At 45.4% G+C, this 25,308-nt stretch carries 23 protein-coding genes and 1 pseudogene; 7 read left to right on the plus strand and 17 right to left on the minus strand.

The features are described from left to right. Positions 1 to 78: 78 nt before the first annotated feature. The 4 genes from gucD to glnK form a co-directional block, all read right to left on the minus strand. A complete protein-coding gene (gucD, locus tag PUN35_RS13430) occupies positions 79 to 1,545 on the minus strand; it encodes an alpha-ketoglutaric semialdehyde dehydrogenase GucD (RefSeq protein ID WP_014478706.1) in 1,467 nt (488 codons plus the stop codon). 29 nt (positions 1,546 to 1,574) lie between these two features. Next, entirely contained in the window at positions 1,575 to 2,501 is a 927-nt protein-coding gene (kdgD, locus tag PUN35_RS13435) for a 5-dehydro-4-deoxyglucarate dehydratase (protein WP_003246372.1), read from the minus strand. Between the two features lie 226 nt (positions 2,502 to 2,727). Continuing rightward, positions 2,728 to 3,672 (minus strand): glutamine utilization two-component system response regulator GlnL, encoded by a 945-nt coding sequence (glnL, locus tag PUN35_RS13440; RefSeq protein ID WP_014478705.1) that lies wholly within the window; start codon positions 3,670 to 3,672, stop codon positions 2,728 to 2,730. Positions 3,673 to 3,682: 10 nt separating this feature from the next. Continuing rightward, positions 3,683 to 4,915, minus strand: a complete 1,233-nt coding sequence (glnK, locus tag PUN35_RS13445) for a two-component system sensor histidine kinase GlnK (RefSeq protein WP_072592621.1) — start codon at positions 4,913 to 4,915, stop codon at positions 3,683 to 3,685. Between the two features lie 301 nt (positions 4,916 to 5,216). On the opposite strand from glnK, the gene PUN35_RS13450 reads away from it, so the two are divergent. From PUN35_RS13450 to mmuP, 4 genes and pseudogenes are all read left to right on the plus strand, one after another. Then, the gene (locus tag PUN35_RS13450) at positions 5,217 to 6,200 is read left to right on the plus strand and encodes a glutaminase (protein ID WP_014475676.1); all 984 of its coding nucleotides are present in this window, start codon (positions 5,217 to 5,219) and stop codon (positions 6,198 to 6,200) included. 22 nt (positions 6,201 to 6,222) lie between these two features. Then, positions 6,223 to 7,659: pseudogene (locus tag PUN35_RS13455) on the plus strand (alanine/glycine:cation symporter family protein). A 128-nt stretch (positions 7,660 to 7,787) separates the two neighbouring features. Beyond that, positions 7,788 to 8,735: a homocysteine S-methyltransferase gene (mmuM, locus tag PUN35_RS13460; protein ID WP_014478701.1), complete on the plus strand. Its 948-nt coding sequence runs from the start codon at positions 7,788 to 7,790 to the stop codon at positions 8,733 to 8,735. Positions 8,736 to 8,854: 119 nt separating this feature from the next. Beyond that, the gene (gene mmuP, locus PUN35_RS13465) at positions 8,855 to 10,267 is read left to right on the plus strand and encodes an S-methylmethionine permease (RefSeq protein WP_033881580.1); all 1,413 of its coding nucleotides are present in this window, start codon (positions 8,855 to 8,857) and stop codon (positions 10,265 to 10,267) included. A 36-nt stretch (positions 10,268 to 10,303) separates the two neighbouring features. Here the strand turns inward: mmuP and PUN35_RS13470 are convergent, their stop codons facing one another. The 3 genes from PUN35_RS13470 to gamR all read right to left on the minus strand — a co-directional run bounded on the left by PUN35_RS13470 (position 10,304) and on the right by gamR (position 12,599). After that, on the minus strand, positions 10,304 to 11,374 hold the full coding sequence (locus PUN35_RS13470) for a branched-chain amino acid aminotransferase (protein ID WP_014478699.1): 1,071 nt from the start codon (positions 11,372 to 11,374) through the stop codon (positions 10,304 to 10,306). A gap of 208 nt (positions 11,375 to 11,582) precedes the next feature. Further along, positions 11,583 to 11,858, minus strand: coding sequence for a DUF1648 domain-containing protein (locus PUN35_RS13475; RefSeq protein WP_014478698.1), 276 nt, complete (start codon positions 11,856 to 11,858; stop codon positions 11,583 to 11,585). Positions 11,859 to 11,891: 33 nt separating this feature from the next. Beyond that, positions 11,892 to 12,599, minus strand: coding sequence for a transcriptional regulator GamR (gene gamR / locus PUN35_RS13480; protein ID WP_003234841.1), 708 nt, complete (start codon positions 12,597 to 12,599; stop codon positions 11,892 to 11,894). Between the two features lie 212 nt (positions 12,600 to 12,811). Here gamR and nagB point away from each other — a divergent pair, with 212 nt between their 5' ends. From nagB to gltP, 3 genes are all read left to right on the plus strand, one after another. After that, complete coding sequence (gene nagB, locus PUN35_RS13485; RefSeq protein ID WP_014478696.1) at positions 12,812 to 13,561, plus strand: glucosamine-6-phosphate deaminase; 750 nt, start codon at positions 12,812 to 12,814, stop codon at positions 13,559 to 13,561. Between the two features lie 20 nt (positions 13,562 to 13,581). Continuing rightward, positions 13,582 to 15,477, plus strand: coding sequence for a glucose-specific PTS transporter subunit IIBC (ptsG, locus tag PUN35_RS13490; protein ID WP_014478695.1), 1,896 nt, complete (start codon positions 13,582 to 13,584; stop codon positions 15,475 to 15,477). A gap of 144 nt (positions 15,478 to 15,621) precedes the next feature. Then, the gene (gene gltP, locus PUN35_RS13495) at positions 15,622 to 16,866 is read left to right on the plus strand and encodes a glutamate-aspartate/proton symporter GltP (protein WP_014478694.1); all 1,245 of its coding nucleotides are present in this window, start codon (positions 15,622 to 15,624) and stop codon (positions 16,864 to 16,866) included. 35 nt (positions 16,867 to 16,901) lie between these two features. Here gltP and PUN35_RS13500 read toward each other — a convergent pair whose 3' ends face one another. From PUN35_RS13500 to mpr, 10 genes are all read right to left on the minus strand, one after another. Beyond that, entirely contained in the window at positions 16,902 to 17,870 is a 969-nt protein-coding gene (locus tag PUN35_RS13500) for an oxygen-dependent tRNA uridine(34) hydroxylase TrhO (protein ID WP_003246287.1), read from the minus strand. A gap of 199 nt (positions 17,871 to 18,069) precedes the next feature. Continuing rightward, the gene (locus PUN35_RS13505) at positions 18,070 to 18,957 is read right to left on the minus strand and encodes a helix-turn-helix transcriptional regulator (protein ID WP_003246240.1); all 888 of its coding nucleotides are present in this window, start codon (positions 18,955 to 18,957) and stop codon (positions 18,070 to 18,072) included. Positions 18,958 to 19,064: 107 nt separating this feature from the next. Further along, a complete protein-coding gene (locus PUN35_RS13510; RefSeq protein ID WP_014478693.1) occupies positions 19,065 to 20,405 on the minus strand; it encodes an erythromycin esterase family protein in 1,341 nt (446 codons plus the stop codon). A gap of 104 nt (positions 20,406 to 20,509) precedes the next feature. After that, positions 20,510 to 20,788, minus strand: a complete 279-nt coding sequence (locus tag PUN35_RS13515; RefSeq protein WP_014478692.1) for a hypothetical protein — start codon at positions 20,786 to 20,788, stop codon at positions 20,510 to 20,512. Between the two features lie 54 nt (positions 20,789 to 20,842). Then, a complete protein-coding gene (locus PUN35_RS13520; RefSeq protein WP_014478691.1) occupies positions 20,843 to 21,634 on the minus strand; it encodes a phosphatidylserine decarboxylase in 792 nt (263 codons plus the stop codon). Beyond that, on the minus strand, positions 21,627 to 22,115 hold the full coding sequence (locus PUN35_RS13525; protein ID WP_003234861.1) for a DedA family protein: 489 nt from the start codon (positions 22,113 to 22,115) through the stop codon (positions 21,627 to 21,629). The genes PUN35_RS13520 and PUN35_RS13525 overlap by 8 nt, the downstream gene beginning before the upstream one ends. Further along, on the minus strand, positions 22,106 to 22,639 hold the full coding sequence (gene pssA, locus PUN35_RS13530; RefSeq protein WP_009966430.1) for a CDP-diacylglycerol--serine O-phosphatidyltransferase: 534 nt from the start codon (positions 22,637 to 22,639) through the stop codon (positions 22,106 to 22,108). The genes PUN35_RS13525 and pssA overlap by 10 nt, the downstream gene beginning before the upstream one ends. Before the next feature lie 195 nt (positions 22,640 to 22,834). Further along, positions 22,835 to 23,725, minus strand: coding sequence for an enantioselective carboxylesterase CesB (gene cesB, locus PUN35_RS13535; RefSeq protein ID WP_014478690.1), 891 nt, complete (start codon positions 23,723 to 23,725; stop codon positions 22,835 to 22,837). Between the two features lie 165 nt (positions 23,726 to 23,890). Next, complete coding sequence (locus tag PUN35_RS13540; protein WP_014478689.1) at positions 23,891 to 24,289, minus strand: YbfJ family protein; 399 nt, start codon at positions 24,287 to 24,289, stop codon at positions 23,891 to 23,893. Continuing rightward, positions 24,252 to 25,193, minus strand: a complete 942-nt coding sequence (gene mpr / locus PUN35_RS13545) for an extracellular metalloprotease Mpr (protein WP_014478688.1) — start codon at positions 25,191 to 25,193, stop codon at positions 24,252 to 24,254. The genes PUN35_RS13540 and mpr overlap by 38 nt, the downstream gene beginning before the upstream one ends. Between the last annotated feature and the right edge of the window lie 115 nt (positions 25,194 to 25,308).

The raw sequence follows: 25,308 nt of genomic DNA on the forward strand, positions 1-25,308 counted from the left end.
TTCTCCTTTTCAAAGTAGAGAATCATATGCTGGCTGTGATAAAGCCGGGAAAGAGACGCATGCCTCTTTCCAGCACCATTACGGCTTCACAAAAACGGTTTTGATCGCTGTGAAAAAGTCCTTCGCTGCCTCACCCTGTTCTCGGGAGTGGGAGCTCGACTGCTTCATGCCGCCAAAAGGCGCCTGCAGCTCAACACCTGCGCTTTCTGCATTGATCCGAACCAGCCCGGCATCGATTTCATCAATGAAAGAAAGCATTCGGCCGATGTTTTCCGTGAAGATGGATGCACTTAATCCGAACTTCACATCATTGGCGATGTTCAGCGCCTCTTCCATCGAGTCCACCTTGATCAAGGCGATCACCGGACCAAAAATTTCCTCCTGGGCAATTGTCATCTCAGATGTCACATTGTCAAAGATGGCAGGCTGAACATAATAGCCGTTTTGATACTTTCCGTTCTCCAGCTTTTCTCCTCCTATTAAAAGGGAAGCCCCCTCCTGTTTGCCTTTCTCAATGTATGACAGGCAGTTATCAAGCTGATTCTTGCTGGCAATCGGTCCCATCCAGACATCCTCTTTTAAGCTGTCTCCGATTGTAATATCTTTTGTGCGCTGGAGCAGTTTTTCTTTAAAGCGCTCATAAATTTCGCTTTGTACAATGACACGGCTTGTCGCGGTGCATTTCTGGCCGGTTGAACGGAAGGCCCCCGTTATGACAGCTTCGGCCGCAGCTTCAAGGTCAGCGTCATCAGCTACGATGACAGGGTTTTTGCCGCCCATCTCAAGCTGGTACTTGGCTCCCCTCGCTAAAGCGGCTTGCCCGATGATTTTTCCGACTTGATTTGAACCGGTAAACGTAACGGCGTTTACACCGTCATGCTCAGCAAGCCCCTGACCGACAACAGAACCCGGGCCTGTCACCAAATTGATGACCCCTGCCGGGAGCCCCGCTTCCTCAAAGCAGGCAATGATCTTCGCGCATGTCACAGCTGTTTCTGTCGCCGGTTTGATGACAACGGTATTGCCGTATACCAATGCCGGCGCCATTTTCCAAATCGGAATCGCCACTGGGAAGTTCCACGGAGAAATCACGCCGACCACACCGAGCGGAACACGGGTGGTAAACATGAGCGCGGCTTTGTCAGTAGACGGAATGACGTCACCCGTTTTTCGCATGCCCTCTCCGGCGTAATAGCGCAGAATGGCAATCCCACGGGCTGTTTCTCCCTTCGCTTCCGGCAATGTTTTACCCATTTCACGCGTTGCACAGGCGGCGATTTCCTCCAAGCGCTGCTCCATGATATCCGCTGTTTTGTATAAGTATTGGCCGCGCTCGGCACCCGTCAGCTTTCTCCAAGCCGTTTTGGCTTCATTGGCGGCGGCGACGGCACGTTCCACATCTTCAGCCGTTGAATTCTGTACATATCCGACAATGTCATTCACATCGGCAGGGTTTTCGACCTTGACCATATCGCCTGATTGAGACTTAACCCACTCTCCTTTAATAAAGTTGAGATACGTGTTTTGTTCCGTGATCACAGACATGCCCATTGCCCCTTTCGTGTTTTTTCTGGTCAAACCGTCGCGGCTTTTTTCGGAAAACGATCAGCCGCCTGCTTCAAAATTGCTTCCAATTGCTGATAATGATCTTTTTCAACCGGGCCGACAGGCGGTCTGGCTGTATTCCTTACATTCAAACCCATGATTTCCATACCGGCTTTAATTAAGGATACGGCGTAGCCTTTTCGTTGTTTGCGAATGTCGTTGATCGGCAGAATCACATGCCGATAGAGTTCCTTCACAAGCTCGTCATTTCCATTTTTCAATGCATCATAGAACATTCGCGAAATATGCGGGATATAATTTGAAATCGCTGAAGAGTAAGAGTGGAACCCGATCGGCAGATAAGCCGGCATCGTCACTTCAGCCATCGGCATTCCGTTGAGCCATCCTAAGCGGTCGCCGATCGTATAGACGAGGTTGATATTCAAATCCATATTTCCTACCCCGTCTTTGACACCGACAAGCTGTTCACATTCGGTCAGACGTTTGATCTGTTCAACAGAGAGAACGGCGTTATCGCGCTGATAAAGAATCGCGTTCAAGTCAGTGCTTTCAATAATCGTTTTCGCATACTGGTACAGCCCCTCCTGTTCGCCATGCACCAAATACGGAGGCAGGATCAAGTAGCCGTCGGCGCCTTTTTTCTCCGACAGCTGCGCCCAATCAAGCGCTGTGCTGAGGTTGCCGCCCACCCCCGTGTAAACCGGCACCTTTCCTCCGGCTGCCGAGACTGCGACTTCCACCATTTGCTCATATTCCTTCTGGCTGAGAGATTGGAATTCACCAGACCCGCAAGCAATAAATATCGCTTCCAAGCCCTCATTCAGCAAAAACTCAATGTTTTGAAAAAGAGCTTCTTCCTCCAGTTTTCCTTGTGTGTTAAAAGGAGCAACCGGAAAACCTAAAATTCCAGCGGGTGCTTTTCTGATACGGCTCATCAACATAACCTCCTGTTATTTGTGTATACAGCCTCTATCTGTAAGCGCTATTATTAATTTTTCTTTCACATCCGCTCCTTCCCATATATCCTTTTGTTTAATTGTAAGACAAATAAACAATAAGTCAATATCTTTATTTTCTGATATTTTATAAAAAAGCGGTAAATCACTGTCCGGCCGGGATTCTGCGCAGCAAAAAAACAGCCAGGTCAGCCGGCTGTTTGGTTTATATCCTTCTTTGTTTCATCGTCTCATGCAAAAGCTTTGCTTCCAAAAAAAACACGTGGATGAATTTTTTCATATTTATTCTAGCAGGTGCAAGGGGTTTTGCATCCTTGGATTGGAGTTCTTTTATTTTCTGGCTGACAACCGGAAAATCAAAGAATTTCGATGCATAGGTTTCAAATTTTGGATTCGAAAAATCAGTTGTGCCCAATGAAGCAAAATGGTGCAGCGAATGAATAATCGCTCTGCGGATACGCTGCTCCGAGGCTTTCATTTCGCGATTGACTTCCGTCTGTGAGGCCCCTGTCCCCAGCTTCCGTACCGCTACTTGGGTGAATATTTGTTTTAGCGAAGGGCTTTGTTTTTCGTGCGGCTCGGATTGCTCGTGTTCTGCTAAATACTGCAGGACCGCCATGAGATCATGTGCGCCGCCTTCTCCCATCATGCCCAGCTCGGACAACAGGAATGTTCCTGCCTCTTTTAAACCGCTGTCACTCTTCTGCTGGGGACGCGCTTTCCGTTCAGTCCGATTGACAAGCCGGCTTAGAGAATGCTGAATGGCTCCAATCGAGTGTTCAAGCTCGATCCGCTCCTTCACCTTTTGGAGAACCGTGACAATTTCAATGCGGTTAATCGGCTTATGGATAAAATATTCGATGCCGAGCGAGTACGCTTCCCCGACCATTTCCTTCGCCTCCACTTGAGAGATCATTATGATTTTGCCGGAGTACGTATTCTGGATCTGACGAATCGTCTCAATGCCGTCTCTTCCGGGCATTAACAGATCGATTAATAAAATATCAATCTGCTTAAATTGCAGCATATGCCCTTCCACTTGGCTTCCGTCGTCAGCTTCACCAACAGCTTCCCCGAGATCTTCGTCCTCAATGATCTGCCTTAAAATTGACCGCACTGCACGGTCATCATCTGCAATAAAAAAACGCATAGCTTTCGGTTCACCCTTTCTGAATCAAATGCCGGACAGGCAGCCTGATGGCAAACACCACTCCCCGCTGCTGATTATCAAACGTGATATCCCCTTCTAGCTCAGTCACGATTTCCTTTACGTAGGAAAGTCCGATACCCGTAGAAGGCGTGCCAAATTCGTCATATTTTGAAGTAAAGCCCGGGTCAAACACAATGTCTCCGATTTTCTCGGAAATCCCGGGGCCATTGTCTTCCACCTGGAATTCTACCATACTCTCATTTGGCTTACGGAGCCTCAGGCTGACCATTCCCTCTTCATCCATAGCCTCTACCGCATTTGCTGTTAGATTATTAATGATCGAAAGCACGATAAATACGTGATATTCGTCATGCTCTCCCTCGATCGAGCAGTAAAAATCAATCTGCTTCCCTAGTGCTTCAGCGTACTTTTCATTCATTCGAATCACGAGCTGCAGCAAATCAGAAGCCCTCATATAATCTCTCAAACTCTCATTCGAAATCAGTTTTGAAAGCCCTGCGAATATCCGCTGGTTGTCCTTTTTCACTTCATGAATCTCTCCGGCCAGTCTCAGGATTCTGCCGCTCAGCTGAACATCCTTGCCCTTCATTTCCCGATAGAACTGATACGAATCGTTTGTCACTTTCTCTGTCGTTTTCAATGTCTTTTTTAGGTGCACCGTTTCTTCATATAAATTGGAAACGATCATCAGCATGTGCTCGTGCTGCTGCCTTGTCTGTTTTTCTCTCGATTGTGTTTCATACAGCTTCAGCACACTATAAAAGCTCATCACAATAAATGTGTGAGAAATCGCAATCACCGCAATGTCAGTGATTTTCTCAGGCGTGACAACCGTATGAAAAATGAGAAATTGCACAGCCAGCTCGACACAATCTGACACAACTTCAATCATAAACCCAATGAAACCGAGCATAATCGGCCGTTCACGGAAACGATTGGCCTTTAATATGGAAAACAGACAGGCGTAAGTCATATAAAAGAAAAAGCCAGACGCTTGATCATACAGAATCGGAGTCAGTCCATTGTGTCCTCCGCCCCATAATTCCAGAAAGACGCGAAAGATGAAAACAGCCGCTCCAGTCAGAAAACCCGGCAGCACAGCGGGCACATGCCGCAACAATGATAAAAAGAAGAAAAAAACCGGTGCCCCAAAGCTGACCCGGAATTCTTCATTGAGGGGATAAAATTTCAGTTCACCGGCCAGCGGCACCGTAATCAGCATCAGGGCCAATATATATCCGTCTTTTTCAATAAACCGTTCCAGTTTTATGTTGATCACATCCTCGCTTTTTATTTTGGGGAATCGGGAGAAAACCTGCAAATTGCTTTTGACCCAGAACATGAGGTTTTTATAAATCTTACTGCTTATTTTCAAAATGTTTTTGTCGTATTTTGTATGATTCTGTAGTCTCCATTATACAGTAATTATACCTTCCGCTATTATGAAAGCGTTTAACGCCCCTTTAGCCTTCGTTTTGATACACCTCAGTCCTTTAAGAAAAAAATCAGTGAGGAGGAATTCGATGAAAGAATTGATAAAAGAGCACCAGAAAGACATAAACCCGGCGTTACAGCTTCATGATTGGGTTGAATACTATCGCCCTTTTGCCGCCAATGGACAAAGCGCAAACTATATCCCCGCTTTAGGAAAAGTCAATGATTCACAGCTCGGCATCTGTGTATTGGAGCCTGATGGAACGATGATACACGCCGGCGACTGGAACGTCTCTTTTACCCTGCAAAGCATTTCAAAAGTGATTAGCTTTATTGCCGCCTGCATGAGCCGCGGCATTCCCTATGTGCTGGACCGCGTAGATGTCGAGCCGACAGGCGACGCCTTTAATTCAATCATCCGGCTCGAAATCAACAAGCCGGGGAAGCCCTTCAATCCCATGATCAACGCGGGCGCCCTCACCATCGCTTCGATTCTTCCCGGAGAATCGGCATACGAAAAGCTCGAGTTTCTTTACTCGGTGATGGAAACTTTGATAGGAAAACGGCCGAGAATTCATGAGGAAGTATTCCGTTCTGAATGGGAAACCGCCCACCGCAACAGAGCGCTGGCCTACTATTTAAAAGAAACAAACTTTTTAGAAGCTGAAGTAGAAGAAACACTTGAGGTGTACTTGAAGCAATGCGCTATGGAGAGCACCACAGAAGATATTGCGTTGATCGGCCTGATCCTTGCTCATGACGGGTATCATCCGATTCGACGCGAGCAGGTGATTCCAAAAGATGTGGCAAAATTGGCCAAGGCGTTAATGCTGACGTGCGGCATGTACAACGCTTCAGGCAAATATGCGGCGTTTGTCGGCGTGCCGGCCAAAAGCGGCGTCTCCGGCGGCATCATGGCGCTGGTGCCTCCAAGCGCCAGAAGAGAACAGCCTTTTCAATCCGGATGCGGCATCGGCATTTACGGGCCTGCCATTGATGAATACGGTAACAGCCTCACTGGCGGTATGCTGCTGAAGCATATGGCGCAGGAGTGGGAGCTCAGCATTTTTTAAATATGAAAAAAGAGGTGATTCTATGCAGCAAATCCTGGAACATATCGTGGGTATCGCAAATGATCTTTTGTGGTCAAAGTTATTAATTGTTTTGCTCCTTTCTCTGGGAATCTATTTTACGTTCAGGCTTAAGTTTTTACAGGTTCGCATGCTGAAAGAAATGGTCAGGGTATTAAGAGAAGGTGCTGCTTCCCGGTCGAAAAACACCATTTCTCCGTTTCAAGCCTTTTGCATCAGCATGGCGGCCCGTGTCGGAACGGGAAATATTACGGGCATTGCCATCGCCATTGCACTCGGCGGGCCCGGTGCAATCTTCTGGATGTGGATTATCGCCATTATCGGATCAGCATCCAGCTTTGTGGAAAGCACACTGGCTCAGATTTATAAAGTAAAAGATGTAAACGGCTTCCGCGGCGGGCCGGCGTATTACATGGAAAAAGGGCTGAACAAAAGGTGGATGGGCGCGCTGTTCGCTGTGTTAATCACCTTATCGTTCGGTATCGTCTTCAACTCGGTTCAATCCAATACAGTCAGCCTTGCCTTTGAAAACGCGTTTGGCACAAACCGCCTGACATTGGGACTCATTTTAATTGCTGTATTCGGCACGATTATTTTTGGCGGAGTCAAGCGCATTGCAAAGCTGGCTGAATCCATTGTCGTCGTATTGGCTGTCCTGTATATCGGAGTTGCGTTTTTCGTCATTTTCACCAACATTACGCAGCTGCCAGGTGTGCTTGCGCTAATCGTGAAAAATGCGTTTGGTTTTGATCAGGCCGCCGGCGGGGCTTTGGGCGCGGCACTCATGCAAGGCGTCAGACGGGGAATCTTTTCAAACGAAGCGGGAATGGGAAGCGCACCGAATGCCGCTGCCACCGCCACAACAAGCCATCCCGTCAAACAGGGGCTGATCCAAGCTTTTGGTGTACTGACAGATACACTGGTCATTTGTACAAGCACCGCCTTTATCATCCTGTTTTCGGATGCCTATCATACTCCGGGTCTGAGCGGAATCGCCTTGACACAAGCCTCCCTCAGCTCCCATGTCGGATCATGGGCATCAGGCTTTCTCGCGATTCTGATTTTGTTATTCGGATTCTGTGCTCTAATTGGAAACTATTATTATGGCGAAACCAATATCGGCTTTTTGAACAAAAGCAAAAAACTGATTTTTGTCTACCGTATCGGCGTGCTGGCAATGATCGTGTTTGGCTGTGTTGCCAAAGTCCAGCTCGTCTAGGATCTTGCTGATTTGTTCATGGGTTTGATGGTCATCGTGAATTTAATCGCGATTTTCTTACTATCAAAGGTCGTTTTTACGGCGCTGAAAGACTATACACGCCAGAAAAAAGCAGGCAAGGATCCGGTCTTTTATAAAGATGTGCTCAAAAACCATAATGGCATTGAGTGCTGGCCGGTTTCAGACACAAAGACTGACACGCACAACAAACAAATATCATAAGAAAAGGGTGTTCAGACATATGGGCTGAACACCTTTCTCTTTTTGCGTTTATTGACAAACACGTAAGCCTCCATTACGATTTTCATATCTTTTTCAAAAAAATCTGAAAGAAGGCATCGGTACATTCTATGAATCCTATCCAACACATATTAGATACATACCCGCTTATTGTGCTAGACGGCGCCATGGCGACCGAGCTTGAACGCAAGGGCTGTAATTTGAATGACAGTCTGTGGTCGGCAAAAATCCTGATGGAAGAGCCAAATCTGATTAAACAAGTACATACTGATTATTTCGCGGCAGGCGCCGATTGTGCAATCACTGCCAGCTATCAGTCTACATTTGAAGGCTTTGCCGCACGCGGGCTGAGCGAAGCGGAAGCACGCCGGCTCATCGAGTTGTCCGTCAGCATCGCAGCTGAAGCACGTGATGAATTTTGGTCGCTTGAAGAGAACCGTTTGAATCGGCCAAAACCGATCATTGCGGCTTCTGTAGGCCCTTATGGCGCTTATCTTGCAGACGGGTCTGAGTATCGCGGCAACTACGCAATATCAGAAGATGAACTGATTGAATTTCATCGCCCCCGGATGAAGGCGCTGATTGAAGCCGGAGCTGATGTATTGGCATGCGAAACGATTCCGTGTCTGACTGAAGCCAAAGCGATTGTTCGGCTGTTGAAGGAATTTCCTGAAACGTATGCATGGATCAGCTTCAGTGCTAAAGACGGCCTGCATATCAGTGACGGAACACCTGCAGCTGACTGCGCATCATGGCTTGATGAACACCGCCAAATTGCAGCACTCGGCATCAACTGCACGCCGCTTCAGCATATCCCTTCCTTGATAGAGGAGTTAAAAAAGAACACGTCAAAACCGATCATTGTCTACCCGAATTCAGGTGAGCAATATGATCCGGAAACAAAAACATGGAACGGCGCAGCATGCGCAGAATCTTACGGGGCGAGCGCCCGCACCTGGCATGAAAAAGGAGCGAGGCTGATTGGGGGCTGCTGTCGGACAAAACCCGAAAATATTCAAGAAATTGCGGCTTGGGCCCGCTCTTTAAAAACAACTTGACTTATCGGAATAGTTTGTATATTCTAACTTAAAGCCGGTTCGCCGGCGTCTCGTGTCACTTTCTGACATGAGATTTTTTATTAGGAGGAAATAAATCGCTGATAGAAAGTTGGAAAAAGATGAACTCTGCCCACAACAAGAATGAGACAACCTTTCAGAGAAGTATGAAAAGCCGGCACCTCTTTATGCTTTCCTTGGGAGGTGTCATCGGAACCGGGCTGTTTTTAAGCTCAGGTTATACCATTCAGCAAGCAGGCCCGGCCGGAACGATACTCGCCTACTTAGTCGGTGCCGGCATCGTCTATCTGGTCATGCTCTGCCTCGGTGAGCTGTCAGTCGCCATGCCTGTGACCGGCGCCTTTCACACCTATGCAGCCAAATACATAGGGCCGGGCACCGGATTTACGGTCGCTTGGCTGTACTGGCTGACATGGACCGTGGCATTGGGATCAGAATTCACAGCAGCCGGCCTGTTAATGCAGCGCTGGTTCCCCCATACATCGGTTTGGATGTGGAGTGCCGTCTTTGCGCTGTTCATTTTCTTGCTTAACGCATTTTCGGTCAAGTTTTTCGCTGAATCAGAATTTTGGTTTTCCAGCATCAAAGTATTAGCCATTGTATTATTTATTCTTTTAGGCGGCTCTGCCATGTTTGGCATCATTCCGATCAAAGGCGGAGAAGCCGCTCCGATGCTGTCCAACTTCATGGCGGAAGGCGGGCTTTTTCCAAATGGATTTGTCCCGATTTTGATGACGATGCTGTCCGTTAATTTTGCCTTTTCGGGAACGGAACTAATCGGAATCGCAGCCGGTGAAAGCGTTGATCCTGACAAGACAATACCAAAAGCGATTAAAACAACGGTCTGGCGTCTCTCACTCTTCTTTGTCGGAACAATTTTTGTGCTGTCAGGGCTGATTCCGATTCAAGATGCAGGTGTCATCAAAAGCCCGTTTGTCGCTGTCTTTGACAGAGTCGGTGTACCATACGCAGCCGATATCATGAACTTTGTTATCCTGACAGCGATCCTGTCAGCGGCTAATTCCGGACTCTACGCTTCTTCCCGGATGCTGTGGTCTTTATCAAAAGAAAAAACGCTTCATCCGACATTTGCAAAGCTGACGTCAAAAGGAACCCCTTTTAACGCGCTGGTGTTCAGCATGATCGGCGGCATTCTGTCGTTGCTGTCCAGCGTATTTGCGCCAGACACTGTATACGTTGTGCTCGTGTCGATTTCCGGTTTTGCCGTCGTTGTCGTGTGGATGGGAATCGCTGCTTCTCAATTCATGTTCAGAAAACGTTATATCGAAGCGGGAAACAAGGTTACTGATTTGAAATACAGAACCCCTTTGTATCCGTTCGTGCCGATTGCTGCGTTCCTGTTATGCCTGGCTTCCGTTGTTGGCATTGCCTTTGATCCGAATCAAAGAATCGCACTCTATTGCGGCGTTCCATTTATGGCCATTTGCTATGCAATATATTATGTAAAAAACCGCAAAAGCCAGCCGGCTGCTGATATGACTTATTCAAAATAAAAAGAACCTGCCTTCGGGCAGGTTCTTTTTCGATTTTCACACTTCCACTGTCCAGTTAAACGGGCCTTTCACCTTGCCAAGCTGAATATCTGTTATCGTTTCATACAGCTTTTTCGAGAGGTCCCCGATTTGCCCGTCTCCTACAATCACCGTTTTTCCATGAATGTTGAGTTCACCGACAGGCGTAACGACGGCTGCCGTGCCTGTGCCGAAGACCTCTGTCAATTCTCCGCGTGCAGAGGCCGCATACACCTCATCAATCGATATTCTCTCTTCACGAACCGGAATGCCCCAGCTTCGAATCAATTCAATCGCAGACGCACGTGTAACCCCGCTTAAAATGCTTCCGCTTAAAGCAGGTGTGACAGCTTCCCCGTTTATGACGAAAAAGATGTTCATGCTCCCTACTTCTTCCACATATTTCTTTTCGATGGCGTCCAGCCACAGTACCTGGTCATAGCCCAGTTCATTCGCTTTCCGCTGTGCCTGAAGACTGGCGGCATAGTTTCCAGCCGTTTTTGCAAACCCGACTCCTCCGTTGACCGCCCGCACATACTCATCTTCGACATAGATTCTAACCGGCTTCAGCTGATCGTCGCCATAATAGGAGCCGACAGGCGAAAGCACGATCATAAATGTATAGCTCCTGGATGCCTTCACACCGAGACTCGGTTCTGTGGCAATGACAAAAGGACGAATATACAGTGACGTTCCTTTTTTCTTTGGAACCCAATCTTTCTCCAGCTCAACTAATTGTGTCAATGCCTCAAGGACCAGCTCTTCGTCTAAAGAGGGCATGCTCATGCGCTCACACGATCTGTTCAGCCGTTTGATATTTTGATCCGGACGGAACAGCAGCACTCTGCCGTCGTCTGTTCTGTATGCTTTTAATCCTTCAAAAACAGCCTGGCCGTAATGAAAAACAGATGAAGACGGATCAAGCGTAAGCGGTGCGTACGGCGCAATTCTCGGATGATGCCATCCAATCCCCTCTTCGTAGTCCATCACAAACATATAATCTGTAAAATATTGTCCAAACCCCAAGGAAGACGGGTCGGGCTTTTCCTTATAATATACAGTTTTTTCTCGTTCAATAAGCTTATTCAATCTAATCAGCACACCTTTCACATAATTGTTTAAATATTCAGTCTTTTTAAAGCTGCAAAAAGTATACAGCCTTTCCTTTAATAATACGCCGCTTCACACCTATAAATTTCAGAATATTCTTTAGGATCATCAGCTATTATACACTACATTCATTGTCAGATGAAGCTGAAATTAAAGAAAACAGCCAGTTTTATTCTGGCTGTTTGATTTAGAGCGCTAAACAAAGGACGACAATGTGGCAAATCAGCAAAATATACACTGCGAATACAAATTGCCAATTGATCTTCCGCGCCCATGCAAACACCACCATCAAAACAGGCAGCATCACAGTCCCCGCCAGCTTGTTAACCGTCAGATCCGGACTGTTCGCAACATCATAATGAATCGGCATCTGCGTCGGCAGAAAAGGGTAAAATACAATTGAAAGGATGAATGCAGCAATCACTGCTCCCCACAGCACTTTTCCATTCGTCAATAAAAACATAGAACCACCATTCCCTTCTTAAAACACATTGCTTTATGAATGATATGACTGTTCTACGGTGAATTTCGTTCGGTCTCCCCGTGTAATAATTTGCGCATATTCCACCACTTCTTCATTTTTATCATAGGTAAGGGATTCTGATAAAAACGCAGGCGCTCCGACATTGGTTAATAAGTGTCCGCTGATCGTTTCATCCGTTAAAATCGGTTCGATCGATTCCGTGCCCCTGCTGATTTCAATATTGTATTTTGTCCTTAACAATTCAAACAGCGAGCCGGTGCATTCCTCCTGCGCCAGCCCCGGTGCCGCCTTCCAGGGAATATATGAGGTATGATACTGCAAAGGTTCCCCCTCGGCGTATCTGACTCTGACAAGCTTGTTGACAGGTTCATTCTCTTTCATTTTCAAAAGCTCGGCGATGGAATGATCGGCAGGAATCACCACAAGCTCAAGCACTTTTGATTCAGAACGAAGTCCTCTCATTTGTTCTGCAAAGCTCGTAATCTTATGCGGAATCGGCGTTTGTATTTTTGCCGCCGATACAAATGTCCCTTTTCCTTGAATTCTTTTAATATATCCCTCAAGCTCTAGCTGCTGCAGAGCCAGTCTCACAGTTGTTCTGCTGACATCATATTGTTCGCAAAACTCACTCTCCGTCGGCAGCTGATCATTCGCCTGATATTTGCCCGATTTAATTAACTCAATGATTTTAAACTTGATAACAGAATATAAAGCTGTCATTTCATTCTCCCCATTCTGTATGCATTCCGTTCTTTTTCATTGAGACCATAATACCATTTGCCATCCCAATATGAAAGATTTGTATCCTTCTTTTATAACAAATTTTCAGAAATTGACAGTTTGATAAGGGCGGTGCTAAATTCGTAATGACAAGTATCATAAATTGGTCATAACAAATAAGGTGCTTGTCTATCTCTTTGAGGGGGTGTCACATGAAGATTCTGATCGCCGAGCACTACGAAGAACTCTGTAAGTTAAGCGCTGCCATTATTAAAGAACAAATACAAGCTAAGAAAGATGCCGTTCTCGGCCTGGCAACAGGAAGCACACCGGTCGGCTTGTATAAGCAGTTGATTTCAGACTATCAGGCAGGCGAAATTGATTTTTCAAAGGTTACTACATTTAATTTGGATGAATACGCTGGTCTCTCTCCATCTCATCCGCAAAGTTATAACCACTTTATGCATGAGCATCTATTTCAGCATATCAATATGCAGCCTGATCATATTCATATCCCGCAAGGAGACAACCCGCAGCTTGAGGCGGAATGCAAAGTATACGAGGTTCTCATCCGCCAGGCGGGAGGCATTGATGTCCAAATTCTCGGCATCGGCGCCAATGGCCATATCGGTTTCAATGAACCGGGATCTGATTTTGAGGACCGGACACGTGTTGTGAAGCTCTCGGAAAGCACGATACAGGCAAATGCTAGATTCTTCGGCGGTGATCCGGTGCTGGTGCCGAGACTCGCGATTTCAATGGGCATTAAAACCATCATGGAATTCAGCAAACATATTGTGCTTTTAGCAAGCGGCGAGGAAAAAGCAGACGCTATTCAAAAGATGGCTGAAGGTCCTGTCACGACAGAAGTACCAGCCTCCATTCTTCAAAAACACAATCATGTAACCGTTATCGCCGATTATAAAGCAGCTCAAAAATTAAAGAGTGCACCATGCTCATAACACAATAAAAGGAGACTGTCATGTTTAAAAAGGCATTTCAAATTCTGCAGCAGCTTGGCCGCGCGTTGATGACTCCGGTTGCCGTCCTGCCGGCAGCAGGTCTTTTGCTCCGTTTCGGAGACAAGGATTTACTGAACATCCCTATTATAAAGGATGCGGGCGGCGTTGTATTCGATAACCTTCCGCTGATTTTCGCCGTGGGGGTCGCGATCGGATTAGCCGGCGGAGAAGGTGTAGCCGGACTTGCAGCTGTCATCGGATACTTAATTTTAACCGTCACCCTCGACAATATGGGAAAATTACTCGGCCTTCAGCCTCCGTATGAAGGAGCCGAGCACCTGATTGATATGGGGGTTTTCGGAGGAATCATTATCGGGCTTCTCGCCGCCTATTTATATAAGCGATTTTCATCAATCGAGCTGCATCCGGTCCTTGGATTTTTCTCTGGAAAACGCTTTGTCCCGATTATTACTTCCGTCAGTTCATTGGTGATCGGCGTCATTTTCTCATTCGTTTGGCCGCTAATCCAAAACGGAATTAACGCAGCCAGCAGTTTAATTGCCGATTCAACAGTCGGCCTGTTCTTTTATGCAACGATCTATCGTTTGCTGATTCCTTTTGGCCTGCATCATATTTTTTATACGCCTTTCTATTTTATGATGGGAGAATACACAGACCCATCAACAGGCAACACCGTAACCGGAGACCTGACAAGGTTTTTCGCGGGAGACCCGACAGCCGGGCGCTTTATGATGGGGGATTTCCCTTACATGATTTTCTGTCTGCCGGCAGTTGCTCTTGCCATTATCCATACCGCGCGTCCGGAAAAGAAAAAAATGATCTCCGGCGTGATGATTTCTGCGGCACTCACATCTATGCTGACCGGAATTACAGAACCGGTTGAGTTTTCTTTCTTGTTCGTTGCGCCTGTGCTCTATTTGATTAACTCTATTCTTGCCGGCGTCATCTTTGTCGTTTGTGATTTATTCCATGTCCGCCACGGCTATACGTTCTCAGGCGGCGGAATTGACTACGTCTTGAACTACGGACTGTCTACAAACGGTTGGGTTGTCATTCCTGTCGGGATCGTGTTTGCTTTCATTTATTATTATTTGTTTCGATTTGCGATTCTGAAATGGAATTTGAAAACGCCCGGCCGTGAGACAGATGAAGACGGTCAGAATGAGGAGAAAGCTCCAGTTGCAAAAGACCAGCTTGCCTTTCACGTGCTGCAGGCCTTGGGCGGACAGCAAAATATCGCTAACCTGGATGCATGTATCACAAGGCTTCGTGTGACCGTTCATCAGCCAAGCCAAGTCAGCAAGGATGAATTAAAACGGCTTGGTGCAGTAGGTGTGCTGGAGGTCAACAACAACTTCCAGGCAATATTCGGAACCAAGTCCGATGCCTTAAAAGACGACATCAAAACCATCATGGCCGGAGGCGTCCCTGCCACCGCCGCCACGCTTGACACGTTAACTGACAAACAGCAGAAGCCCGATTCCGGTGAGACCTTTATCTATCCGATTAAAGGAGAAACAGTCTCTTTAGGGGATGTGCCTGATCAAGTCTTTTCAGAAAAAATGATGGGCGAGGGATTTGCGATTATACCATCAGAAGGAAAAGTCGTTGCACCTGCGGAAGGCGAGATCGTCTCGATTTTTCCGACAAAACACGCCATCGGCTTTATGAGCGCCGGCGGCACTGAAATCCTGATTCATGTCGGCATCGATACCGTCAAACTGAATGGGGAAGGCTTTGAAGCACATGTCACAAGCGGACAAGCCGTCAAACAAGGCGAACTGCTTCTCACCCTTGATCTCGATTATATCAAGCAGCATGCCGCTTCAGCCATAACACCGGTTATTTTCACAAATACCTCTGAAGAAGATCTAAAGCACATTCAAATGAAGTAAAAAAGTCCCCCCTGCTGTGGGGGACTTTTTCGCCAACATAATGAAAGCGCTATCAAAATAAAATAACTTGAAAAAAGGTGTTTGCATTTGAATCACGAATGATATGAATATGCCTACATTCTATCGTTCTAAAGGGGGATTCATTTGAAAAAATTAATCGCGTTTCAAATTTTAATCGCTTTGGCTGTCGGCGCGGTGATCGGCCACTTTTTTCCTGATTTCGGGATGGCACTGAGGCCTGTCGGAGATGGATTTATCCGCCTGATTAAAATGATTGTTGTGCCGATTGTATTTTCTACCATTGTCATTGGAGCCGCAGGAAGCGGAAGCATGAAAAAAATGGGCAGCCTCGGCATCAAGACGATCATTTGGTTCGAAGTGATTACAACGTTGGTATTAGGGCTTGGACTTTTATTAGCGAATGTCTTAAAACCAGGTGTCGGGCTTGACCTCTCCCATTTGGCAAAAAAAGATATTCATGAACTTTCCGGCTACACAGACAAAGTTGTTGATTTCAAGCAAATGGTCCTGGATATTATCCCTACAAACATTATTGATGTCATGGCCAGAAATGATTTGCTTGCCGTTATTTTCTTCGCCATTTTATTTGGTGTCGCCGCAGCTGGTATCGGCAAAGCTTCTGAACCAGTAATGAAGTTTTTTGAATCTACCGCTCAGATTATGTTCAAGCTCACGCAAATCGTCATGGTCACTGCTCCTATCGGCGTGTTAGCCCTGATGGCAGCTTCTGTGGGCCAATATGGCATTGAACTCCTCCTCCCTATGTTTAAGCTGGTTGGCACCGTATTCCTTGGCCTGTTCCTGATCCTCTTTGTCCTCTTTCCGCTTGTCGGTCTCATCTTTCAGATTAAGTATTTCGAAGTATTGAAAATGATATGGGATCTGTTTTTAATTGCATTTTCCACCACCAGCACTGAAACCATTCTCCCTCAGCTGATGGATAGAATGGAGAAATACGGCTGTCCCAAACGAGTGGTATCATTTGTCGTTCCCTCCGGCTTGTCATTGAACTGTGACGGCTCCAGCTTATATTTATCGGTTTCTTGTATCTTTCTCGCACAGGCCTTTCAAGTAGACATGACATTGTCCCAGCAGCTGCTCATGATGCTTGTGCTTGTGATGACCAGTAAAGGCATTGCAGCTGTACCCTCAGGATCGCTTGTAGTTCTTCTGGCGACTGCCAATGCTGTAGGACTGCCGGCTGAAGGCGTTGCCATTATAGCGGGTGTTGACCGCGTCATGGACATGGCGAGAACGGGCGTGAACGTACCGGGACATGCGATCGCCTGTATCGTGGTATCAAAATGGGAAAAGGCCTTCCGCCAAAAAGAATGGGTTTCCGCAAACAGCCAAACTGAAAGCATATAGAAAAAAAGAACACCTCAATACGAGGTGTTCTTTTTTTATTCAGCAGCAGCGTGATCTTCTGTTTCAATCGCTGCCAGTCTTGCGTTTACTTCTTCTTCTGTCATATTATGCTCTTTCACATACAGGTTTCTTGGGTTCGTGCGGCATTCGTGGCTGCAGCTGCGCATATATTTATACTCATTTTCCGGTGTGCATATCATTTTTTTATTGCAAGATGGATTTGCGCAGTTCACATAACGCTCACACGGTTCTCCTGTAAAGTAGTCCTTGCCGACAATCACATGCTCGACACGGTTGACAGGCACGCTGATTCTTTCATCAAATACGTAGCACTGGCCGTCCCAAAGCTTGCCTTGCACCTCTGGATCTTTTCCGTATGTCACGATTCCGCCATCAAGCTGAGCTACATCTTCAAAGCCTTGCTTCACCAGCCATCCTGAGAACTTTTCACAGCGCACGCCGCCTGTACAGTACGTTAAAATCTTTTTGCCTTCAAGCATATCTTTGTGCTCTTCAATCCATTCAGGTAATTCACGGAAGGCTTCGATGTCAGGACGGACCGCACCTCTGAAATGGCCAAGGTCATACTCGTAATCGTTACGCGCGTCGATGACAATTGTGTTTGGATCCTGCATCTTCTCATAAAATTCTGCAGGCTTCAAATGCTGGCCTGTTGTTTCGTTCGGATCGACATCATCTTCAAGACGAAGCGTTACAAGCTCTTTTTTATGGCGGACGAAGATTTTTTTGAAGGCATGGCCTTCTGCTTCATCAATTTTAAATACCATGTCCGCAAAGCGAGGATCAGCTTTCATTGTTTCCATATATTTTTCAGTCTGTTCAACCGTACCTGATACCGTACCGTTAATTCCTTCAGAAGAAACAAGGATACGGCCTAACAAACCAAGCTCCTTACAAAAAGCCAGATGCTGCTCTCTAAACGCCTCTGGATCTTCAATCGGAACATATTTATAGTAAAGTAATACTCTGTATTGTTTTTCCATGTTTTAAACACCCTGTTCAATTATAGTTAGTTGCTATGCACACTCTTACTATATCATACAGGAAAATGCCGCAAAGATGAACAGATCCGCCCAGACTGATAAAAATATCCAAGCTCTTACAAACCTAAGCAGCACAAGGGTTTATTAATAACAAATAGTATTTTCCATTAACTCACTAATAAAAGTAGTTGTCTGAAAACTATTTTTGTAGTTCCTCTTCAAAAGATAAATTTACCGGTTCATCTAAAAGTTCTCCCGGCATTTCAAGGTTTGTTGAAGGAACGCTCTCATCTACCTCTTCAAAAACAACATGATCCATCCACACCTGACCCGGCCCAGATAATTGAACGCCAAAAGATATCACAGCGCTATTTTCTGGGACATCTAAAACGATAGCATAATGATTCCAATTGGTTGTTCCGGTAATAGGTCTGTTGCTCATATTATCAAATTGGAGAACATCATCAGCAGCACTGTCAACCCGCATCCAAAGTGAGGCAAAATGCTGCACCCCCTTTGTTTTGATAAAACTTGATAGACGAAGCCTTTTTCCTAGATAGCGATCTGCTTTGAATTGCTGCATCATCGTCGCAAATTCACCGATATCCTGAACCATCGTTGACTTTAAATACCCTGAAGCTTTTCCCTGATGTACATTTTCCCGGTCAATCCCCATTTCGAATTGGAACGGATGGCTCCCGCTCAATACCCAGCCTTTCATTTTTTTCTCCATGTAAGATTCCTCCTTTTTTGAAGTAAAGCGTTTCATAAATGTTCGGTATGCTCCTGGCGGCATGTGATACATCTTTTTGAACGTCCTCGTAAATGCTTCTTGAGATTCAAACTGATAATACAAAGCAATATCGATAATACGATGATCTGTATAAAGCAAAGCTGCCGCCGCATTCGCAAGACGTCTTAACCGAATATAAGAAGCAACCGACATGCCGACTTCTTTTTGAAAAATCCGATGAAAATGGAATTTTGAAAAGCTTGAAACGTTAACAATATCCTCGTTTGATATTTGCTCATGTAAATGTGATTCAATCCAATTGATTGTTTTCTGGACAGCTTTTTCATAATACATTGCACGCTCCAATCTCCTTTCTGTTTTAGAATAATGGATCACGGATTATATGTTTTGATTATTTTTGCGATATGTAAAAATCCCCTGTTTACCACAGGGGACACCGCTCACTTGATAATGACAGAGGGCGTGATATGCTCCAGCCAAATGACACCGTCATATTGTTCCTTCAGGATCATCTGCTCTTCCATGTACCCCCAATAGAGCGCAGTCCGCGGGGTATACATCCACGAAGTGCCTTTCTTGTTTTTTGTATGGAGAAAATCAACAAAAACAGCCGGTCGGTCCGCCGCTTTCAGCAAAGCTTCAAGGCTCCCAGACGGCGGCGGGCTTGTAACCGGCTTAACAGTCTTATTATCGGAGCTATCAAGACTCGCACCTGAGTAAGCATAAATGCCAATCGTATATGTTTGTTTTTTCAGCCGCTCCGGCAAATAATCACCCATGTTAGGGCCGTTTAGCTGTACCCAGTCCTTTATCATCTTCGTATTCTGTTTGCGTAGATGGTAATTGTGGCCCCAGACAATGATTTTCTTTTTCGGATAAAGGGTGTCGGCTACCCACTGAAATTGTTCAGCCATCATGCGGTCTCTCATAAAGAATGAAAAATCCTCAATATTCTCCGGATACTCCTCTAGTTTTTCTTTCATTTCTTCCAGCATATATGTTTCCATTACGTCAATTCTCAGCTGAAGAGAATGCATAAACATCTCATAAGCTTTCGGCTCTTTTGGAAGGTTTTCTTTTAGCTCTGAAGCATGTGTTTTAGTGAACTTGATCAGCTTCTGATAGTTTTTCACAAGCTTTTCCTTCTTTTGCGAAAATTCATCAAACGTATTGCTGTCTGTCACTAATGTTGAAAAATCATTTTCTGATTGGGAGAGCAACTCTGCTTTCTCAGGGTCCACCGCTTTTACCCAATGAGTCGCAGCATCATTGAATGAATTCTTCATGCTTTGAATATCAAAACCGGTAAGGATCAGCGGATCGCCTTTCTCTTTTTGCTCTTTCATGTAATCAAACAATTCAACGACATCTTCTGTGTGCCATACAGCGTAAATGGAGTTTTTCATCGTGCTTTTAGGGGTTAATTGGTCCATATTAAGGTAGGATGCATTTGTATCAGGAAAGCCAGACTCAAATGCCAATACATCGTATCCCAGCTCTTCGTGGAGATATTTGATCATTCTGACCTTTGTGGCGTTGATTTCACCAGCGCCATGTGTCGTTTCCCCTAACTGAACGATTCGTTTCCCTTTCAGCACCTTCTTTAGAAATCGAAGGTCTTTGTTTGAAGCATTGGAAGCATCCAGTGGCTGTGCATGTCGTTCAATCCATGAATCCCAATATTTTTCTTCAGAAGCAGCACGTGCCGAGACTGAAAAAGAAGAAAACGCCAGACAGACAATCAGCAGCGGCAGAGTCATTCTCACTATCATTCGTTTCAATTCTATCTCTCCTTTTCTGCTAGGTTCTCTAGTCATTACGAGATAGATATAGAAAAAGATTCCTTTTTTCACCAACAAAAAAAGCTTCTCTGTTGAAAGAAGCTTTAGCTGGATTCTCTCATCACCTGATGAAAGTAAAACCGATACGTATTTCGTAAAAATGTCTCAACCGGAAGCTGCACATCCGCTTGGTATTTGCTGATGATGAATGGAAACCGCTCGATTCCTTTTTCGCGCAAATTGTTCGCTTGTTCATCATCTATTGCCTTCTCTTGCAAAACCGCTTCAATGATCGGCCAGCACACTTCTCGCACTTGCCGCAGGACGGCTTCATCTCCGGTGTTCTGATAATCTGTAATCCAGCTGATGATTTGTTTCTCCATAAGTCTCACCTTTCTTCAAAAAAAGAGGCGCTGCGTTTATGCAAGCTCCTCTTTTTACTCTTCATAACCTATCAGTTCTCCGACTTGAACTTCTTGGCCTTCTGCTAAATGGGCGGACGGCTGGAACGCGTCTTTTTCAAAAATCAAAATGACGGTTGAGCCAAATGAAAAGTATCCCAGCTCTTCGCCGATCTCCAATTCAGTACGGGTATTCGTCTGCACGATAGAATTAATATTCATCGCGCCGACAGGAATCATCAGGACATTTCGGCTGCCACTATTCAGCTCGTACACAAATCGGTAATTTTTCGACAGCACATCTTTCCCGTATTTTAAGCCTAATTGATTTACCGGGTATGAGCGATTTCCGAGCTCGGCCAGCTTTTGATACCTGCAGCTAATCGGAGAATGGAAACGGTGATAATGCCTCGGGCTTAAATACAGCACGACGAAGTATCCGCCGTTGTATTGATGGTCTGCGCTTTTACAGCCGGTCAGTTCAGCGAATGAGTAATCTTTTCCCTTCACCGTAAAGGTTTGATTCGGGTTGATGATTCCTACCGTCTGAACCACACCGTCAACAGGGCTGACCACCGCATGCGCCTCTTTTGACACAGGGCGCCGCTCCAGATTTATTTGTCGAATAAACAATTCAGACAGCGATCCGTAATCAGCAGCCGTACCGTCCACATCATCCCAATTCAGCCGAAAATGTTTTGAGAAAAGCGGAATGACCGGTTTGCTGATTTTTGACTCGCAAAATCCTTTAATCAGATAGGATGACAGACGATGATTCGTCAGCTCTATCAATGATCGATACAGAATCTTTACAGCCGTATTAAACATGAATAATCCCTATAACCCTTCCGATTGTAATAAAAACAAAGCACCATAAAAAGGCGCCGATTGCCGCAAACGCAACATACGTTTTCAGATCCATTTTGCCGATCCCCGAAAAGTAGCACGTCACATGTCTGACGCCGGGAATAAAATAACCTAAAATAAGAGAATATGGACCGTATTTCTTCATCCATTTTTCCACTTTCATCATTCTTTTTTCTTTTAAGCCGACCCACTTGCCGTACTTGTCGATAAACGGGCGTCCGGCTTTTCTGCCAATCATGTAGCTGATCAGCATACCTAACAAAGCCCCGACAAAACTAATCAATATCGAAAGCTCATAATTCAACACATCGGTATGCGTGAAATAGCCAACAACGGTCATCATTACTTCATCTGGAATCGGCAATCCTACAATCCCTAATACCAACATCAAAAAAATAGCGAGATAACCGTAATCCGCTATGAGCTGCTGAACTAATTCCATCTCCCAGACTCCAGGTTTTCTGCCGCATGTTTTTTAAAATGAGGGAATTTTATTTTACTCACCATCAAATATGAGAGTCCGCAAGTGCCGATTGCCAGAAGGATCGGGTTATAGGTGAAGCTTAAAATAACGAGACACATGCCCGCAAACGGAATCGGCATACCGATAAACGTCGGGAGCTTGCTTTGTTCAATGTTAAATTTAGAGAGGCGAAGCATTCCGCAAATGCTGTACGTCAATGCGCATAAGATCCCGATAAATGGCAGGGTATACAACGCGACACTGTAAGCAAGCATAGAAGGAGCCACCCCAAACGTAACCAGATCGGCAAACGAATCCAGTTCTCTCCCCATATCAGAAACGGCATTCAGCTTACGAGCAGCCATCCCGTCAAAGAAATCAAGGAACATGCCTGTAAAAATAAAAAGCACTGCTGAATGAATGTTGTGATATAGCAAGGAATGAATCGCCAGCAATCCGCAAATGAAGTTTCCTATCGTAATCATACAGGGGATGTAATTCACAGTGTAATCAAACCTCCAATTGTAAAACCATCTATATTATTTGACGATAGTGATCGAATAGCGTTACAGGAAAAATTTTTCTCCAATAAGCATGATAACATAGAATGCTCCCAAAAAAAGCAGCATTCAAATTCTATTATTATACAACATTTGTTACCTTTTGAAAAATGAATGCCAATCTTTTCATGTTCCTTACTATTTTATCCCCCCGCATAAAAAGGACAAGACGCGTTGATTGACGTACTCTGGCTGCTCCAGAGATAACAGATGTCCGGCGTTCTTTACGATTTCAGCCTGAATTCCCGGCACCAATACCGAAGCCCGCTCAAAGGCCATTTGCTGATGGTACATGACCTCGTGCTCACCGAACATCAGCAGTACCGGGACTTGTATCGATTTCAATTCCTGGTCTGTGAACACGTACGGAAAGCCGTTTTCTGTCGGCTTCAGGCTCCTTAGTTCATCCTGCCATTCCACGCCCGCCACAATTTGTCTTTGCAGTAAAGGATGCAGATCATAACTGTTGCCTGTGATCCACTTGATATATGATTCAGCTCCTCTTGCCCCTGTAAGCTCTGCAACGTATTTATAGACATCCGGATGAAATGAAATAAACGCTTCAGCGGGACTCATAACAACCGCCCGCTCTACTCTTTCAGGCGCGCGGAGTAAGAAATTCACGATATGGGACCCGCCAAGCGAAAGGCCGGCCAGGTGTGCCGTCTCAAGTCCAAGAGAATCAAAGACATCTTTCATCCATTCTGCAAAATCAGCTCTCGTTTCCATGGCTGATGATGGTATACTTTTATTTTTGTCTCCTATTATATCGACCGCATATGTACGAAATTGACTGCTCCACGCTGCGATATTCGGATACCACATCGCAGAGCTGAAAAGGCCTCCGTGAAGCAAAATGAGCGAAGGTGCGTCCTTTGGCCCACTTGCAATGATATGTGTTTTTCCAAAACGAGTAGAAACATAGAATGCTTCCGACTCAATCGGCCACAAAGAAAGGCTTTGATCATATGCCTGGTAAAAGCGCAGACCACTTTCAACCGCGGCAAACTGCATTGAATCTTGTATCATCTTCTTCTTTTTCCTCCGGGTATGATTGATATAAAGGATAACGCCCCTTTTGTCTCGTAAGAAAAAATACCTATTTCTTATTATCTCACATAATAAATTTCCAGTATATAGTTTGGTTTCCTGCAATAAATAAAAAAGGCAGTTCCCTTAAAATCAAGGAAACTGCTATTCTTTGAAGACTAATGGAATGGCATGATCTTTCATATCCTCTGTTAACGAGATCTGATGGGTTACTGATGTTTCACCCTTCGTCAATGCGACTGAGTAATCGCCTTTTCTGCCAGTATCCCATTTGATATCTCCGTTTTTGTCTGTTTTACCGAGTATCTCACCAATCTCTGTACTCGGCTCCTCATCTGAAGAGGGCGCTTTGACAATCGTCACTTGAACCCCTTCGACCGGCAGCCCCTTAGCATCCTCCACATGAAGAGTGACAGGAATAGTCGTTTCTTTTTGAGAAGAATGCGTCTGCGAACTGCACCCGCATAAAAACAAAATAGACATGAATATGGCTAGTTTGCTGTATTTATTGATTTGCCCAATATTGAATATTGTTGAATACATCGTTCGTCACCCTTGTTCCCAAGTTATATGACGATCCTCCGTTCGTGTGAATGGCAATAGCTGTCTGCCCTGTATCACTGTAGTTTCGATAAACAGGCGAGCCGCTTTGGCAGCCGTACGTATCGGTTGTATAGGTCAGCTTATACGTTTCAGCGGAGCGAATCGGCTTTGTATCAGACCACATCGTGCCAAAGGTTTTGTCACACGGGAATCCTGTCACTGACGAGGAAAGGCCCACGGGACTGCTGCTGTTTGTAGTCCGGTAGCCGTACCAGCCAACCGTGTTTCCAGGAGAACCGTTTAATTTAATAGCTCCGTAATCATAATTGGTGTCTTTGCTTTCCGTCCATCCTTTGACGGAGTAAAACATCGTGCCTGAATAAGTACCGTACGGATATGACGAGCCATTGCGGCCCGGCGCGGCGGTTATCGTCGAAGCCCATCCATGATCCTGGCTGTACACACAATGTCCAGCCGTGACGACTGTATTTGGATTGATTAAAAATCCGGTACATCCATAAGTGCTTGAAGTGTTGGGATACTTGATTGACAGTTGAACGGTTGCTCTATATGGAAAAGATGTCGTGCTGGAGATTCTGGTGCGTTCATCAGTTCCGATAATGCTCGAAGGCTGTAAAGTTTGAATGTTTTTCTCCAGTTCCGTTTGGCCGCCGTATAACGATTTACTTGTTTTTCCGATTCCCTCATAAGGGGCAGAAACCTGTTCTGCTTTTGACGTTTGGTTTTTCGTAGCATCACCTTCTTTACCGGTATTCGATACAGAAGTTTGCGGGTTCTCTGCCGCTTTTGCCGGTACGCCAAAAGAAACCGCTGCTGCCAAAGCCAAACACAAAACCGTTAAGTAAGCGAACCATTGTTTTCTGAATCTTGGAACTAATTTCATTTTGTCATCTCCCTCCTTTAGTGTCAACCGCCCGTATTGATGGAAGACTTTTACATTATAATCAGGTTTCTGATTCTTATGATAAAACTTTTACGGAGGAAGAAAAAAACAGGCC

Source organism: Bacillus sp. N3378-2at (assembly GCF_033412715.1).
GTDB lineage: Bacteria > Bacillota > Bacilli > Bacillales > Bacillaceae > Bacillus > Bacillus subtilis.